This is a genomic window from Corynebacterium sp. HMSC068G04 (genome assembly GCF_001814885.1).
Classification (GTDB): Bacteria; Actinomycetota; Actinomycetes; order Mycobacteriales; family Mycobacteriaceae; genus Corynebacterium; species Corynebacterium hiratae.
Genome location: NZ_KV818333.1, coordinates 147606 through 163759 on the forward strand (window position 1 = coordinate 147606; position 16154 = coordinate 163759).

A 16154-nucleotide genomic window follows, 5' to 3' on the forward strand; every position below is an offset into this window, starting at 1 on the left:
CGCTTAGTTTCCTTCGAAACGGCGGCGGAAGTTATCTTCAAGGCGGTTTCCAACGTCACTGCCAGCCTTCTTGGACTGCTTGTTGCGCCGCTTAGCGGATGCTGGTGCGCCGGCGGCAACCAGAGAATCTTCCGAATTTCCGCGCAGCATCCACACGCCGGATCCAAACATGACCAAAAAGCCAAGTACGGAGAGGATAACGAACCACAGGGACTGCTGGGCCAATGCGATTCCGCCCACCATCATGCACAGACCGACAACGATTAAGGCCACCCCACGGAGGGTGATGGCACCCGAGTTGCCGCCGAAAGAAGTTTCACCGGACACAGACGCGCCAAAATCAGGATCGTTGGCCAGCAACGACTGTTCAATTTCACGCAGCGCTTGCTGTTCGTGCTCAGAAAGGGCCACAGCGTCCTCCGTAATGATTTGGGTTTAGGTAGTGGAACTGGGAACTATGATTACTACCTCTATAACGTCAACAATAGCGAGATAGTTCCCACAAAGACAGTCCATAGTTTTTGGACATCCCTGCACCCCCACTACCGGAACGCTTACGCCCACACTAGGCGGCCAGCCCACCGAAGCCCAGCTCAGACTCGGTCGCGTCCACGTAACGTGTGGCAAGCGCCAAGTACTGGTAGACCGTATCCGCAGCGGGCACCGGATCCATTCCGGAGGCCACGCGCGAGCGCACGCGGGAATAGTCTGTGAATTCTGCGGCCCATTGAGCATCCGCCGGACCGATAAGAGCCACCTGCTCCCATGCAGAGGTAGGCAAGCGCCGACGGCGCGACACTGCAGACGCCGCCACGCGCGCTCCCACAGCACGCAGCGAGGCGCGGTACGCCATTTCAAGAGCGTCCTCGAACCGCCCCTCCGCAGCGCTACGGCGCGCATCCACCAACAGATCCAACGCTTGACCGAGGAAGCGGTCACGGCGCACGCGCTGCATCGCCTCCCTGTTCCGGCCCCGAGCCGCTGCCGTTGCTGAAATTACCTGTGCCATGACCTCTCCTCCTTGGGCTGCTTCCTGAGCTTGTCAATGAAGACTGTGCTGTTGACTTTCTGCTGCTGTTCGCTGATGAGACTCACCGTAAAACCACCTTCGTACATCCACCTCTGATTTTAGTTCATGTGTTCGATTTAAACAATAGGGATGGGCGATATTTCTTCCCTTTTCGAACACGTACTCCGACTCCTCGGCGGTTGGATGTGCAGAAGATAGTTTCTCTGTGCGCTTTCACATGCCTGAAGAATCTGCTGTTATTAGAGATGTGAGTTACACGCTGCGCCGCCTAAGCCCCCAAGAGTTCGCCATTGCTGTCCCGCGCTTGGTGGATATCTACATCGCGGCAATGGGCTACAGCCAGTCAGTGCGCGACGTCTCCATCTCGCGGTGGCGCGCAGATCTCATACGCCCAGGGTTTTCCTGCGTCGTGGCCACCACCGACTACGGCATTGCAGGCTTTGCCTACGGCTTCCTTGGCTCTCCGGACACGTGGTGGGACAAACAGCTTCGCCGAGCGCTCACCGCCAGTGGCGGACCAACCCCGGAACAAGAAGACATTCTCCACAACTATTTCGAGCTGGCGGAGATTCACGTGCTGCCTGGAGAACAGGGGCGCGGCTTAGGGCGCGCACTGCTCGAAGCCTTAGCGTGGAATCTACCCGCGCGCTACATCCTGCTTTCCACTCCGGAAGTTCCCAACGAGGCAAACTCCGCCTTCGGCCTCTACCGCAAAATGGGGTTTAGTGATTTCCTTCGCCAGCTCTACTACCCCGCCGATGCGCGCCCCTTCGCCATCCTGCAATCGACGGTGCCGCTGACACCAGCCGACACCGCTTAACCTGGCGGCAATCCGGCATAGCTACCCAGGTAAAGTAGCAGGCGTGACTACACCGCAGATACCTTCCTTGAACGACATCCCCGCAGCCGTGCGCGAGGAGCTTAAGCTTTTCTTGGACAGTCAGCGCGACGCCATCGCGGCCATCGGCTCTCCGGTGGCCGACGCGATCTCCTATTTGGATTCCTTCGTCCTGGACGGCGGCAAGCGCATTCGCCCCCTCTACGCGTGGGCAGGTTTTGTCGGTGCGCACGGGCTCGACGGCACTGAGTCCCCGCAGGCAATGCTCCGCGCTGCCTCGTCCTTGGAGTTCGTTCAGGCCTGTGCACTTATCCACGACGACATCGTGGATGCTTCCGATACCCGGCGCGGCAACCCCACTGTCCATCGCGGCGTTGCTGCGCACCACCGCGAGCTCGGGCTCAGCGGCGACGCTGATTTCTTCGGGCAATCGCTGGCCATCCTCATCGGTGACATGGCCCTGGTCTGGGCGGAAGACATGCTTCAAGATTCCGGCTTGAGCCCCGAGGCGCTGGCGCGCGCCCGCGCACCATGGCGGGCAATGCGCCGCGAAGTCATCGGCGGCCAGATTCTGGACATCTCTCTGGAAGCCGCCGGCTCCGAGGACGCCACGTTGGCGGACTCGGTGAACCGGTTCAAGACTGCCGCGTACACCATCGAGCGCCCCCTCCATCTGGGCGCCGTTATAGCGGGCGCACCCGAAAAACTCGTTGCTGCCTTCCGCGGTTACGGCCAGGACATCGGCGTCGCCTTCCAGCTGCGCGATGATTTGCTCGGCGTCTTCGGTGACCCGGCTATCACCGGCAAGCCCGCCGGAGACGATCTGCGCGAAGGCAAGCGCACGGTTCTGTTGTCCCTGGCCCTGCAGCGCGCGGACGCCACCGAGCCCGCAGCCGCCGCTGAGCTTCGCCGCCTCATCGGGCAGACGGAGGACCCCGCAGACATTGCCCGCATGGCGCAGATCATTGCTGATTCCGGTGCGCCGGACGTCGTCGAGCAGCGCATCCGCGATCTCACGCGTTCCGGCCTCGATCATCTGCACAACGCGCAGGTTGACCCCGAGGTCACGGCGGTCTTGGAAGAACTTGCTCACAAGTCCACGGCCCGCCGGATGTAGCATGGCCCGCTCCGCATCCACGCGCGTGCCCCTGCGCATTCCCCACCCTCTGCCTCTAGGCATCGGCTCCGCGATCGTCCTTGCGCTCGCCTCCTTCTCCGGCGGCGCGACCCGGAATCGCGGAGGTTTTCTTGAGGCGCTCAACATCAGCTTCCTTGCCTATGGCCACGGCCGCAACATTGGCATGGTCCTCTACTGGGTTGGCCTGTTTGGCCTCGTCGCCGCATGGGTGTTGGCGGGCCGCCACTTCATCGCCCCACAGCTCAAGAACCCGCAACCAGACGGCGCATTGGCAGACATCCGCCGGATGTTGATCTGCTGGGTCACCCCGCTGCTGTGCGCCGCACCGCTGGCTTCCCGGGACGTGTACTCCTACCTGATGCAAGGCGCGATGGTGCGCGATGGTTTCGACCCCTACGTCGAGGGCGCGGCCGTTAACCCCGGTCCCTTCCTGCTCGAGGTCTCTCACGACTGGCGCAACACCACTACGCCCTATGGGCCGCTACACCTGTGGATGGGCAACGGGGTAACCCACCTGGTGGGCGATAACGTTGCTGCGGGCATCATCGTCTACAAGGCAATTTCCGTCCTTGGTTTTGCAGCCATCGCCTGGTCAATTCCACGCCTAGCCCGAAGCATTGGCGGCGATCCCGCCCTAGCACTCTGGTTGGGAGTGGCGAATCCGGTGATGATTTTGCACCTCATCGGCGGCATGCACAACGAATCAGTCATGGTGGGGCTGGTATCGCTGGGCCTTCTCGCTGCTGTGCACCACAAGTTCCACCTCAGCCTCATACTCGTTGGCGTGGCAGTGTCCCTCAAGGCCACCGCCGTCTTCGCCGCGCCGTTTATCGTGTGGCTCATGCTGCACCATTGGGCGCCGAAGGGAACGAAGCCGCTCAAGCGCGTCGGGTTCTTTCTACTATCCGGCGTTATCGCCGTGGCGGAGGTCGCGTTGGCGGTGGCGGCGATCACGTGGGCGTCGGGAAGCTCGTGGGGTTGGCTGTCTCAGATCAGTGGCAACTCGAAGGTCATCAACCCCTTGGCCGGCCCCACCCTGCTCGCTGACATACTCGTGCCGCTCATCCAGGTCTTCTCCCCCGACACCACCTATAACGGTGTGCTCACCGTGCTGCGCTCGGCCGCGATGCTTCTGATGCTCCTGGGCCTTGTCCTTGTGTGGTGGTGGGGGCGCACGGGCGTGCGCCGCGCCATTGCCGCCACGGCCGCGGCCTACCAGGTGGCGTTCGTCTTCAACTCTGTGACGCTGCCGTGGTACTACGCCTCAGTACTCACGCTCATGGGAACCTTTCGCCCACCACTACCGCTCATCAAGCTCACCACCGGCGCAGCTCTCTTTATTGGTGTAGCCTTCGCCGGCGACGGCAATCACCAGCTCTACAACTGGTTCTGGGTGATTGCGATGGTGGTCGTGGCATGGTTGGCCACACAATGGATTTTCGACGGTGTTCCACGCACCACCGCTGAACCGAATGCGGCAGGTGCGACGACAGCGCCTAAAACGCCGAAGCCTGCGCGCGCCGAATAACCTCCCGCGCGAGGTGGCCGTGCAGCGCGTCGATGGGGCGGCCCGGTAGGGACTCGTCCTCGGTAAAAAGATGCGCCAGGATCTCGTTGTCACCCCAGCCGTTGTCCGAAAGAACAGTGATGACGCCGGACACGTGCTTGGAAATGACGCCCTTGGCATTGAAAAACGCTTCCGGGACGAGGCGCTGGCCTTCGGCGTCCCGCCACGCGATGAACTTCCGGGCATTGAGCAGATCGAAGACGCGAGTAATGGGCAGATCGAGTTTTTCAGCTACCTCTTTAAGCGTCAGCAGCTTCTCTCCGGCGAGAAGTTGCGGAAGCTCAGGGTGGGAATTCTCAACGGTGTTCTCAGAATTAGTCACGGACACAACTGTAGCCGGATCACACTTTCGGGCGCCGATCAGCCATACTGGAATCCATGACAAGGCTGAACGTGGGCGACATTCTTGAAGGACGCTACCGCATTGATCAGCCGATCGCTCGCGGCGGCATGTCCACTGTGTATCGCTGCGTGGACATGCGTTTGGGCCGCGCAGTAGCTGCCAAGGTGATGGATGAGCGCTATCACGACGACCCCGTCTTCGTCACCCGCTTTAAGCGCGAGGCCCGCGCGATGGCGCAGCTGAGCCACCCCAATCTCGTCGCCGTGCATGACTTTTCCGCGGATGGTTTGCCCATCTATCTCATCATGGAGCTCATCACCGGCGGCACGTTGCGCGAGCTCCTTGCGGAACGCGGACCCATGCCGCCGCACGCTGCGGCCGGCGTGATGCACTCGGTCTTGGCCGGGCTCACCGAAGTCCACCGCGCAGGCCTCGTGCACCGCGATATCAAGCCGGATAACGTTCTCATCACCGATAACCACCGAGTCAAGGTGGGTGACTTCGGCTTGGTGCGCTCCGCAAAGGCGGAGCATGATAGCTCCGGCCAGATCGTCGGTACCGTCAGCTACCTCTCCCCCGAGCAAGTCACTGGCGCGGATATCACGCCGGCTTCCGATGTCTACTCGGCTGGAATCGTCCTGTTCGAGTTGCTGACGGGCACAGTCCCCTTCCACGGTGATACCCCGCTTGCGCACGCCACCGCGCGCGTGCACGCGGATGTGGTGGCACCATCTTCACGCATTGAGGGGGTGCCGATGCTTTTCGACGCCCTCGTGGCCACCGCCACCGCACGTAACCCAGCCGAACGCTTTGCAGACGCGGGTGAATTCCTCGATGCTTTGGATGACGTTTCCCGGGAGCTGCAACTGCCACAGTTCACGGTCCCCGTCCCGCGAAACTCGGCCGCCGCACGTACCGCTGCAGTGCCTACAGACTTTTCGGGAACAGACAATACGCGTGTCTTCGAAGCAACCTCTGCAATCCCCTCGCCCGATTCCCCCACGCGTGAAACACGGGCGGAAACCCGCGAGGACGCTTTCCCCCTGCCTGCCGCACCGGTAGACACCCCGGCGCCCTCCCCCGCCGTGCCAGAACCATATGCGGCCGGGGCCGAAGAGGAGCCGGAGGAACGTCCGTTGAGCAACCGCAGCACGGTCGGGCTCATCGGGTTCCTCGTCCTCGTCGGCCTCGCCACCTTGGCTGTCGCCGTGGCCGCCTGGTGGTTTGGATCCGGAGAATACGGCACCTGGCCGATTCTCTGGAGGCCGTACTAGTCTGCGCAGCTAGACGCTGCGCAGACTCTAGTTGCGCAGCATTTCTGCGATGAGGAAGGACAGCTCCAGCGATTGCTGGGTGTTCAGGCGCGGGTCCACGGCAGACTCGTAGCGACCCGGCAGGTCCACGTCCGTGATGTCCTCAGCGCCGCCGAGGCACTCGGTGACGTCCTCACCGGTGAACTCCAGGTGCACGCCGCCCGGGTGGGTGCCCAACTCGCGGTGTACCTCGAAGAAGCCCTGGACCTCGTCGACGATCTTGTCGAAGTGGCGGGTCTTGTAACCGTTCGACGCCGTGAAGGTGTTTCCGTGCATCGGATCGGACTGCCACACCACCTTGTGGCCGGAGTCCTCCACTGCCTTGATGATCGGGGGCAGCACGGAGCGCACCTTATCGTGGCCCATGCGCGCGATCATGGTGAGGCGGCCCGGCTCACGGTTCGGGTCAAGCTTCTCCGCGTACTCCACTGCCTGCTCCGGCGTCACGCCGGGGCCAAGCTTGATTCCCACGGGGTTGCCGATGATGGAAGCAAACGCTACGTGGAAGTCGTCGAGACCACGGGTACGCTCACCAATCCACAGCTGGTGCGCGGACAGGTCATAAAGCTTGGTCTCGCCGTTAGAGTCCGTACCCAAGCGCAGCATGGAACGCTCGTAATCCTTCAACAGGGCTTCGTGAGAGCAGTAGATCTCCGCCGAGCGCAAGGTTTCATCGGACACGCCACAGGCATTCATGAACGCCAGGCCGTTTTCAATCTCATCGGCCAAAGCCTGGTAGCGAGCACCCGCCGGGGAGTTGGCCACGAATTCGCGGTTCCACTCGTGGAGGCGGTAAAGGTCCGCGGTTCCAGAATGCGTCAGCGCGCGGACCAGATTCATAGCCGCCGAGGAGTTTGCGTAGGCGCGAATCATGCGGGCGGGATCGTGACGGCGGGATTCCTCGTTGGCCTCCACTCCATTGACGATGTCACCGCGGTAGTTGTACAGACCGTTCGAGTCCAAATCAGAGGAGCGCGGCTTCGCGTACTGGCCGGCGATACGGCCCAGCTTCACCACTGGGGTGGACGCGCCGTAAGTCAACACCACGGCCATCTGTAGCAGCGTCTTGATGTTGCCGCGGATGTGCGGCTCAGTGTTGGATTCGAAGGTCTCCGCGCAATCGCCGCCCTGGAGAAGGAAGGCTTTGCCCAAGGCGACGTCGGCAAGCTTGCGCTTGAGATCCTCAACCTCCGGGGCCACGACGATAGGCGGTACGGATTCAAGAATCTTGCGGACGTTATCAGCCTGCAGCTGATCCCAGCCCGGCTGCTGCTTCGCCTCGCGGGAAATGGCGTCCTGGAACTTCTCATTGATCCCCTCCGGCAGCGGCGGCAGATCAGGAAGCACTTCTTTGGGAATATCTACTGTCCAACTCACACCCAGTATTTAACCATCTTGGGCCTGTCACGCGTTAGTTAATGGTCTTTTCGGCTGCGGTATTAATTCACGTTTAATGTACGCGGTTGCCCCTCGTCAGCGGCAAATGCTGCTCGCAGACTCGAAACTTGGCCAGGTTATGGCGGGCGTCGACCAACGCATCATGGTTGCCATTGGGCACTGGAGGTAGTTTAGGGCGGCCGGCAAACTCCCAATACTGCTTCAGCTCCCGGGTATATCGCGGCATCCCCTTGGGCAAGCTGGCCATGTCTCCCCATAGTTGCGCGAGAACAACGTGGTCATAGGCTCCTACCCAAGCCCACAGCTCGATAGGCGTGGAATGCCGGCCCAAGAATTTCAAGAGCTCTTCGCGGATGGTCTCGCGCGATTTCCAGACTGGGTCTGCGGGGCTTGGTAATTTATCCAAGACGTTCTCCCGCACCCACGCATTAGCCTTCGCAGGATCGAAATCTGTGGATACCGCGTAGTACTCGCTTCCGTCTTCCCCGACAATTCCGATGGAGACCAGCTCAATGGTCGATCCGTCCTCAATGAATTCGGTGTCGTAGAAGTAGCGCACGCCCCGTATCCTAGTCTGCCGCCTATAGTCGCCTTAGCACTGGGGCCTATACTCAGCAGCGTGAAGAAAGCCCTTTCCTCTCCCCTTCTCCCCTTGTTCATAGTAGGGCTGGCCTCCGTGGCATGGATTATTCAGCCTGCGGCGTTGTTCAGCAGTGGCAGCATTGTGCCTTCCTACCACATTGACCTCGATGTTTATCGTGAGGGAGGACGCGCGCTGCTACACGGAGAGAATCTGTACGCCCAAAGCTATGTCCTCGACAACGGTTTTTCGCTGCCGTTCACGTACCCGCCTTTTGCCGCAGCGCTTTTCGCCATGGTGTCATGGCTACCGTTGTGGCCACTGTCCATTCTTCTCACTGCGGCATCGGTGGCAGCGCTCTGGGTCTGCCTCTACGCCGTCCTCTCTCGAAGCTGCACCACTCACAGGCCCGGTTGGTGGTCCTCGTGGGCATTGTGCGCCTGCTTGCTGACGGAGCCGATTACTGAGACACTCAGCTTCGGTCAAGTAAACCTCCTGTTGACCGCGGCAGTCATTGTGGATTGCCTGATACTGAGGCCCCGCAACCCATGGCGTGGAATTCTGACAGGCGCAGCTATCGCTATCAAGCTCACCCCCGCGGTCTTCCTCGCCGTGTTTTTCGTTCGCCGCGACTGGCACGCTCTTGCCACGGCGGTGGGGGCTTTTGTTGCCTGCGGCGTGGTGGGCTACCTCGCCTCCCCAGCGAGCTCCGCGGTGTATTGGACCGATACCATCCGGGATTCCTCCCGCATCGGTGGGCTGGCCTACTCGAGCAATCAATCACTCCGGGGCGTGCTCAGCCGCGTCATTCCTGAGCAGACAACAGCCCTCTGGATTATCGGGTGCCTCATCATCGTGGCGACGTTGTGGTGGGTCATGGAGCGCACATCCTCAGAGATTGAGCTTCTGCTGCTGGCCTCGTCGGCAGCGCTGCTGTGTTCACCTGTCTCGTGGTCGCACCACTTCACGTGGCTGTGCTTGGCAGCGGTGTATCTGACTGCCCGCCGCCGCTGGTTCATTGCCGGCCTCACATGGCTGGTTCTGGTAGCGCGCGGTCACTGGCTTGTCCCCCACGGCGAGCAACTGGAACTGACGTGGTCGTGGTGGCAGCAGATTCCGGGCAATGACTACTTCTTGCTTGTCGTATTCTTCGTTGCGTTGAGCTGCTGGCTCAAGCTCACGCCTGCGGAGAAAGGTTCCTTCTTCCGCCGACTGGCACCGATCGGCGGTGGGGTCAGCGTCCAGCCCAAGACGGGCACCTTGCCTAGGGCCCATAGAGCCAAGGACGCAACAGCGCAATAGAGCACGCACATGCTGAGCCAAAACCAGGTGTTTTCCAGTGGCCATTGACCCGCCAGGGTGACCTCCCGCGGGTGGAGCGCCATGGGGTAACTATAAAGAACCGTCAAGCCAATGGGGTGCCCCAGGTAGATGGGCAGCGTGTGCGAACCGATAAAACGCAGGCCAGTGGACAGGACCGGAATATAAGACACCGCTACCGCCACCGCGATTCCAAGCGGAACCTCGAAGAACTGCTCTACCATGCGGACGAGGATGTGAACGTCATCCCGCACCAGCGCCTCCGCGCCAGGTAGCAGCCAGGTGACATCGACTTCCCCTGCGTAGTTATCCCACGCGCGGCGGATGAAAAATCCGATGGCATAGGCCACGGTCATCCCGGAATATGCCCAGAAGCTACGGTGATCCCACGTTCCCCTAAACGGTGCCTCGATGGCGGCGGCGAATGCGGCAATGGCATCCCGGAAATAAGCAGCACCAACGAATACTGGGAGGAACATGATGGCTTTTGCAATCGAGGTGTACTGCGCCTGCCAAGCGATGAACAGAATCGGGGTAAAGCTCAACGCCATCGCTGCCCACCCGGGCAGCTTGCGTACGCACCAGAGGAAGATATTGAACAGAATCAGCGCGTGCAGGAACCAAGCCATGGAATGCCCCACTAGGAGGCTCGCGGCCATCTGATCAACATCGAAAATAGGATCCCCGAATACCCAGTGATACTCCACGCGCTTAGTCTGCTGCTCCACGAGCACCCACACCACATAAGGCACGAGGAAGTACCACAGGCGGCGCGTGAAAAGCTCCGCAAAGCTGAAGCGAAACACCTTTTGCGCGAAGAAGCCGCTCACCAAAAAGAACAAAGGCAAGCGCAAGGGGTCCAGCCACACGTTAAAGGCAGCCAGCCACGTGTCCTTGGATTCCGGAACCGTGAGCGTAATGTGCAACAGCACGACGCCCAGGATGGAGATCCCCTTTGCTACATCGGGCCAAGCTAATCGCTGTTTGGGGGAGGAAGTCACTGATTACCGCGCCTCCGAACCGGGCTCGGCCCCTTCCGGGTAGCCGTGTCCGGCTTGCAGAGAAGCCTTGACATCAGAGGCGTAGACGTCGACATAAGGTTCGCCCGTCAACTCCGAGAGTTGCTTCATCACGTAATCCGTAAAGGCCCGCGCGGTGGCGTGATCCTGCGGGTCGAGGTTGCGCTCAGCGGCCCATACTCGGGGGTCGATGGGCTCTCCCACGCGCATGCCGACGCGAACCGGGCGCGGAATCCACGAACCGATCGGGTTGGCCTTCCGAGTATTGATCATGGCGATGGGAATGACCTTCTCACCCGTAGTCAGCGCGATGCGCGCCATGCCGGTGCGCCCCTTGTAGATACGCCCATCAGGTGAGCGAGTTCCCTCCGGGTAGATGCCAAAAAGATCTCCGCGGCCGATAATGCGCTCCGCGCTCGCCAGCATCGCGTCACTGGCTTCCTTGTTGACGCGGTCAATCGGCACCTGCCCAACCGAGCTAAAGAACCACTTTTGCAGGCGGCCGACGAAGCCGGGGGTGGTGAAATACTCGCTCTTTGCCAAGAAGGTAATCTGCCGCGGGCACAGAAGCGGGAAGTAGAAAGAGTCCATCACCGCTTGGTGGGAGGAGGCCAAGATAGCCGAGCCGGACTCCGGGATGCGATCCATTCCTTCGGACCATGGGCGGTTCCACACTCGTAGGGCCGGGCCGAAAAAGATGTGCTTGAAGGCCCAGTACCACTTGTTTCGCATCGCTTATAGTCCTATCTGTATGTGCCGAACAGGCGGTGCTGCCCGGTGAAAGAAAAATGTGCGGTGTTAACCTCGGTGCTCCTGGCGGGCGAGATCAGCGACTCCGATCATACCTGCCGCAGAACCCAACTTCGCAGTTGCGACTCGGGCCAGGGGCCTGTGACCGGCCCCGACAATCTGGCTAGCCATAGATTCCCGCGCCCGATCCAGGTAAAGATCCGCGTCCTGGGACACCCCGCCGCCGATCACAATCAGCTCTGGATCGAGTACATCCGCCACCATGGACAGCCCCCGCCCGAGCCACTGGCCGAAGTTCTCCATGACGGCCAAGCCCAGTGGATCACCCTGCCGAGCCGCAGCAGTGATCTCCTCGCCGGAGGGGTTTAGGGGAAGGGCGGTGTCATAGTCACCGCGCAAATCCGCGCAGGTATCCGGCAATGCGGTGCCGGAGGCGTAACGCTCGAGGCAACCACGCTTGCCGCAGGAGCACAGGCGCCCACCCGGTGACACAACAAGGTGCCCAAACTCTGGTGCGGTACCGAAAGCTCCTCGGTAGATTGTGCCGTCAGTAAAAAGCGTGGCACCAATGCCGGTTCCCACGGCAAAAAAGACCCAGTCCTTCGCACCGCGCCCAGCGCCAAAGCGCCATTCGCCCCACGCGGCTGAATTGGCGTCATGCTCAAGGCGGACCGGCACGTCCAAACGCCTGCTGAGGATCTCGCGTACTGGGGCGTTACGCCACGGCAAATGCGGGGCGAAGCGGACAACTTCACACTCGGGATCCAAAAAGCCCGCGAGGGCAAGGCCCACGGCCTCGATGTCATGGGATGCTGCCAAGTTGTCTACGCAGCGCACGATGTCATCTTCGAGTGTCTGCGCTTCCCTGGCCGTGGGGACGCTTGTCGAATCCACAATCTCTCCGGCGGGATTAATCACCGCGGCCCGCAAGTTGGTTCCACCAATATCGAACCCGATGGTGAGGCCGCTGTGGCCACCGTCAGCGGAGGAAGTGTGTTCAAGCATGACTAGTAGGATATACCCCGGCCTGCCCACGATCACATTCCAGAACCTCACGCAATCGTGCGCCCATGATTTCCCACGTCCAGTGCTCCTCCACGTGACGGCGCCCTGCCGCCCCCATGCGGCGGGCCCCGGGGACGTCGCCAAGCAACGTGCACAAGGCCTGCTCAAGTTCCAGAACTGAGGAGCCGCGCACGACGATGCCGGTCTCGGACGTTACTGTTTCCGGTGCACCACCGGAGTCACCCGCAATGACCGGCAACCCCGCCGCTTGTGCTTCTAGGTAAACGATGCCGAGGCCCTCGACGTCGAGTCCCCCACCCCGCGTGCGCGCCGGCATGGCAAACACATCGGCAGCATGAAGCGCCAACTGCAATTCTTCGGTGTCCCGCGCCTCCTGCAACACCGCGTCGGGGCAGTACAGACGCGCTAGCTCGCGCAGTGTCTGCTCATAGCGTCCGCGACCGATGATGAGTACCTGGGCGTCCGGGAAGCGTGCCCGTACCGCCGGCATCGCCCGCAAGAGCTGGTCCTGGCCTTTGCGGGGAACCAAGCGGGAGATGCACACGATGACGGGCCCTGGGCCGAGTCCAAAGCGCTCCCGCGCGCTCTGCTTTTCTCCCTCCGTGGCCGGAGTGAAGTCTTCCAGATTAACCGCAGAAGGCAAGTGCACCCAGCGCGCATGGGTACCAAACGCGGGTTCCAACCTGGTACGCGTGTAGTCCGAGATATACGTGATGACATCGGCATGCTGACCAATGCGACGCAGGGCCTGCCGGGCTATGGGAAGCATGGACCAGCCCACCTCGTGACCGTGCGTCGTGGCAACGATCCGGCGAGCGCCCGCCGCCCGGGCCTCCGGCGCCATAAGGGCAAGCGGGGCTGCCGCCCCAAACCACACGGTCTCGATATCGTATTCACGAATCAGACTCTGCATCCGGCGCGCGGTGGCTGGTGTCGGAAGCATGATGGTGCGTGGCCAGCGAACCACGGTATACGGCAGCGTCGCGTCATACTCGGCAGCGGCGTCACCATCTTGGGTCGAGGCGAAGACGACGACGTCCTCCGGGTTGAGGGTTGCCAGAAAATCTCGAAGATAAGACTGAATCCCGCCGATGGTGGGCGGGAAATCATTCGTTACTAGGAGTGTGCGCGCCATGGCCTAGTAGCGGACGGCGCCTTGAACGGGCATGGAATGAAGCGGCACCACTGCCACGGGAACGCCATAGGTGGAGGCGTGAACCACCTGACCGTCGCCGATATACATTCCCACGTGGGTAATGCCGGCGTAATAGCCCACAATGTCTCCGGGCTGTAGTTCATCGATCGGTACTGGGGTGCCGCCGGCAATCTGCGCCTGCGAGGTGCGCGGGATACTCTTCCCCATCTGCTGATAGCTCCACACCATCAGGCCGGAACAATCGAACACATCAGGGCCCGTTGCTCCCCAGCCATACGGGGCACCAATGCGGGTGAGTGCTGCTTGGACAGCGGCGGACCCCGAACCATCGGCCAACGCAGCTAGGTCAAGGTCGGCAGAGCCGCCAAAGTGCTCAACCCATGCCTGGCGCGCCTCGGGGCTCAAGCCATCAACCTTGGTTTCGAGCTCCTTCTGCTGCTCTTCCAGGTCAGCCTGCTCCTTGAGAACCGCATCGCGCTGTGCCTGCAGCTCGTCGCGCTTGAGGCGCGCTTCCTCAGTAGCATCGACTGCCTGCTGATGCGCCTCGTCGGCCGCGGCGGCGGCAGCCACCATGGCTTCCTCTTCACGCTTGGCAGCCCTCGTCAAAGCCCCCAGGTACCCCATGCGCTCGACCGCACTGGCTACGTCGTTGGCATCAAGGGCTGCCGACACTGGCGTTGCCGCGCTTCGGCGGTAGCGCGATTGCGCCAGGGAATCGATCCGCTGCTGTTGCTCAGCGACAACCACGGAGGCGTCTTCGGAATTGCGCTGCGCCTCCTCAGCCTTGCGTTCCAGCTCGCCGATCTCCTTCTCCGATTCTGCGAGCTCATCCTCAAGCCCCTTGACTTCCTCACCCTTGGCAGAAACCCGCTGGGCGACGTCCGCCATGCGCTCAATGAGATCGCTCAGATCCTCGGGTGCCTGCTCCCCTGCCGCTTCTTGCGGTTGCTCCTGGAGGAACTCTTGAGCCACTGCAGATTGCGACAGGACGACCACCGGAGCCGCACCCACAACGATTGCAGCGACGGCACACGCAATGCCACGACGCGACATGAATACCCCCGAAACTAAGAGAAGGTTAATAGATGACTGAATTATACCCTCAGTCAAGGAAAAGCATAACGGCTTCTAGAATAGCCGAACCCCTTCCCCACCCTCGCCATCAACATGGCAAGAGCAGCGGAAGGGGTTAGCCAAACCGCCAGGTTCGCTTAGAAGCGAACAGCGGAGTGAATCGGCATGTAGTTCAGGGAGCGCTCGCCGACCGGGGTGCCGGAGTTCAGCGCGTCAATGATGGTGCCGTGGCCGGTGTAGATACCAACGTGGGATGCACCGGAGTAGTAGACGATGATGTCGCCCGGCTGCAGGGCATCGAGGGACACCGGGGTACCCGCAGAAGCCTGCGCCTGGGAGGTGCGCGGAATGGACACGCCAGCCTGGCGATAAGCCCACGAGGTCAGACCAGAGCAGTCAAAAGCGCTCGGGCCGTTGGCACCATAGACGTACGGGGAACCGACGGCGGAGCGAGCAGCCTCGAGAACCTTCTCGCCCACGGACTGAACCGGTGCCGGCGCCGGAGCCTCAGCTACCGGAGCCTCCACAGCAGCGGCGTAACCCGCGCCCTGATCAGCCTTGAAGGCCGGGATGTAACGGTCAATGTTCGGCAGCTGCTTGATATTCGGGACGTTCTCCAGACCAGCAACCTCGAAGCGGATATCGGTCTCCGGGACGACAACCTCAGCCGCATTAGCAGCGGCAGGGACGGTAACAGCTGCGGTAGCAGCAACAGCAGCAGTGGATGCGATGCGACGGGTGTTCAGGTTGCCCTGACGACGGTGCTTAGCCACGAATTTAAACTCCAAATCTTCCTGCGCGCCTACTTTCGCTCACTAGGAGAAGGCAATCCATATGACTACTCTCCACATGACGCGAACAAAAGCTCTGACCCAAGGGCGGGCCTAGCGTTCGACGATGACCCGTTCCTGTAGGGCCATCTCCGCTCGGCCCCCGGATGTTTAGGAGGGGCCAGACGCGGCGCTTAAATCTTCAGTTCGTATTGAGCACCGGTGATGTGTACACCGTGGCGGTAACTCAATGTCTCGAATAGGTTACGAAATCATCACGAGCGATGTCGAGTCAGAAACGTAAAACCGGCTTCGTTACCGTCCCGTTATCAAATGGAAACCTAAACGACACGGCGCCCAACGACCCCAGTTCATTACACAAGCACGACAGGCAGATACTTGCCCTCACCTGCAATAACCCAGAGGGGTTTTCACTTCACACCGCTAGACCTTAACACCGACCTAAAGCCCCAAAGAGCGTCCAAAAGTATACGATGTAACCTTCATCACACTCGTGTAACTCGGCGTCACATCGACCCCATTTGACCCACTACCCTCTCCTGAAACCATGCAACAAAGTGGTTCTCTCCTGCGGTTTTTATGTCGACCGCGTCACTCTCCCGAGCAAATGAGAGACCTCCGCATCGCCGTATCGCTCCTCGATTCCCGAAAATCAGACAAACTACAAGGAGGTTAACTGTGGGTTAACACCTTGGCAGGCAAGCAACCCAAAACTTACGAGCCCGCTCTCCCACCCAGCTCGGCGCCCGCAGACCGCTCCTCTGACAGCGGGTACGTAGACGGCCTTACAACTACCCTAAAGCACACGCTC

The 16154-nt window shown here is 61.0% G+C and carries 15 protein-coding genes and 1 pseudogene; 5 read left to right on the top strand and 11 right to left on the bottom strand.

What is annotated here, in order from left to right; all coding sequences use genetic code 11:
* Positions 1-3 precede the first annotated feature (3 nt).
* Positions 4-411: a DUF3040 domain-containing protein gene (locus HMPREF2993_RS07790; protein WP_046647959.1), complete on the bottom strand. Its 408-nt coding sequence runs from the start codon at positions 409-411 to the stop codon at positions 4-6.
* 154 nt (positions 412-565) lie between these two features.
* Positions 566-1009 (bottom strand): SAV_6107 family HEPN domain-containing protein, encoded by a 444-nt coding sequence (locus tag HMPREF2993_RS07795; RefSeq protein WP_070701794.1) that lies wholly within the window; start codon positions 1007-1009, stop codon positions 566-568.
* Between the two features lie 268 nt (positions 1010-1277).
* On the opposite strand from HMPREF2993_RS07795, the gene HMPREF2993_RS07800 reads away from it, so the two are divergent.
* Genes HMPREF2993_RS07800 through HMPREF2993_RS07810 form a run of 3 tightly spaced genes read left to right on the top strand, consistent with a single transcriptional unit; the run spans position 1278 to position 4534 of the window.
* A complete protein-coding gene (locus tag HMPREF2993_RS07800) occupies positions 1278-1850 on the top strand; it encodes a GNAT family N-acetyltransferase (protein WP_046647957.1) in 573 nt (190 codons plus the stop codon).
* 43 nt (positions 1851-1893) lie between these two features.
* Positions 1894-2985, top strand: coding sequence for a polyprenyl synthetase family protein (locus HMPREF2993_RS07805; RefSeq protein WP_070701796.1), 1092 nt, complete (start codon positions 1894-1896; stop codon positions 2983-2985).
* Between the two features lies 1 nt (position 2986).
* On the top strand, positions 2987-4534 hold the full coding sequence (locus HMPREF2993_RS07810; protein WP_070701798.1) for an alpha-(1->6)-mannopyranosyltransferase A: 1548 nt from the start codon (positions 2987-2989) through the stop codon (positions 4532-4534).
* Here HMPREF2993_RS07810 and HMPREF2993_RS07815 read toward each other — a convergent pair.
* Entirely contained in the window at positions 4503-4901 is a 399-nt protein-coding gene (locus HMPREF2993_RS07815) for an Rv2175c family DNA-binding protein (RefSeq protein WP_046647954.1), read from the bottom strand. The two genes, HMPREF2993_RS07810 and HMPREF2993_RS07815, sit on opposite strands and share 32 nt — an antisense overlap.
* A gap of 50 nt (positions 4902-4951) precedes the next feature.
* Between HMPREF2993_RS07815 and HMPREF2993_RS07820 the strand changes: the two genes are divergently transcribed.
* A complete protein-coding gene (locus HMPREF2993_RS07820) occupies positions 4952-6190 on the top strand; it encodes a protein kinase domain-containing protein (protein ID WP_070701800.1) in 1239 nt (412 codons plus the stop codon).
* A 27-nt stretch (positions 6191-6217) separates the two neighbouring features.
* On the opposite strand, the gene HMPREF2993_RS07825 is transcribed toward HMPREF2993_RS07820, so the two are convergent.
* Positions 6218-7606 (bottom strand): class II 3-deoxy-7-phosphoheptulonate synthase, encoded by a 1389-nt coding sequence (locus HMPREF2993_RS07825; RefSeq protein ID WP_070701802.1) that lies wholly within the window; start codon positions 7604-7606, stop codon positions 6218-6220.
* A 73-nt stretch (positions 7607-7679) separates the two neighbouring features.
* The gene (locus HMPREF2993_RS07830; protein ID WP_010190562.1) at positions 7680-8186 is read right to left on the bottom strand and encodes a polyadenylate-specific 3'-exoribonuclease AS; all 507 of its coding nucleotides are present in this window, start codon (positions 8184-8186) and stop codon (positions 7680-7682) included.
* A 60-nt stretch (positions 8187-8246) separates the two neighbouring features.
* Between HMPREF2993_RS07830 and HMPREF2993_RS14040 the strand changes: the two genes are divergently transcribed.
* On the top strand, positions 8247-9509 hold the full coding sequence (locus tag HMPREF2993_RS14040; protein WP_141758280.1) for a glycosyltransferase 87 family protein: 1263 nt from the start codon (positions 8247-8249) through the stop codon (positions 9507-9509).
* A gap of 35 nt (positions 9510-9544) precedes the next feature.
* On the opposite strand, the pseudogene HMPREF2993_RS07835 reads toward HMPREF2993_RS14040, so the two are convergent.
* From HMPREF2993_RS07835 to HMPREF2993_RS07860, 6 genes and pseudogenes are all read right to left on the bottom strand, one after another.
* Positions 9545-10528 (bottom strand): annotated as a pseudogene (locus tag HMPREF2993_RS07835) (acyltransferase family protein); the annotation flags it as partial.
* Positions 10529-10531: 3 nt separating this feature from the next.
* Positions 10532-11278, bottom strand: a complete 747-nt coding sequence (locus HMPREF2993_RS07840) for a lysophospholipid acyltransferase family protein (protein WP_010190567.1) — start codon at positions 11276-11278, stop codon at positions 10532-10534.
* Between the two features lie 66 nt (positions 11279-11344).
* On the bottom strand, positions 11345-12301 hold the full coding sequence (locus HMPREF2993_RS07845) for an ROK family protein (protein WP_070701806.1): 957 nt from the start codon (positions 12299-12301) through the stop codon (positions 11345-11347).
* Complete coding sequence (locus HMPREF2993_RS07850) at positions 12294-13457, bottom strand: glycosyltransferase family 4 protein (protein ID WP_070515781.1); 1164 nt, start codon at positions 13455-13457, stop codon at positions 12294-12296. Before HMPREF2993_RS07850 ends, HMPREF2993_RS07845 begins: the two co-directional genes overlap by 8 nt.
* A gap of 3 nt (positions 13458-13460) precedes the next feature.
* On the bottom strand, positions 13461-14531 hold the full coding sequence (locus tag HMPREF2993_RS07855; protein WP_070512419.1) for a C40 family peptidase: 1071 nt from the start codon (positions 14529-14531) through the stop codon (positions 13461-13463).
* A gap of 158 nt (positions 14532-14689) precedes the next feature.
* The gene (locus tag HMPREF2993_RS07860; protein WP_046648126.1) at positions 14690-15325 is read right to left on the bottom strand and encodes a C40 family peptidase; all 636 of its coding nucleotides are present in this window, start codon (positions 15323-15325) and stop codon (positions 14690-14692) included.
* Between the last annotated feature and the right edge of the window lie 829 nt (positions 15326-16154).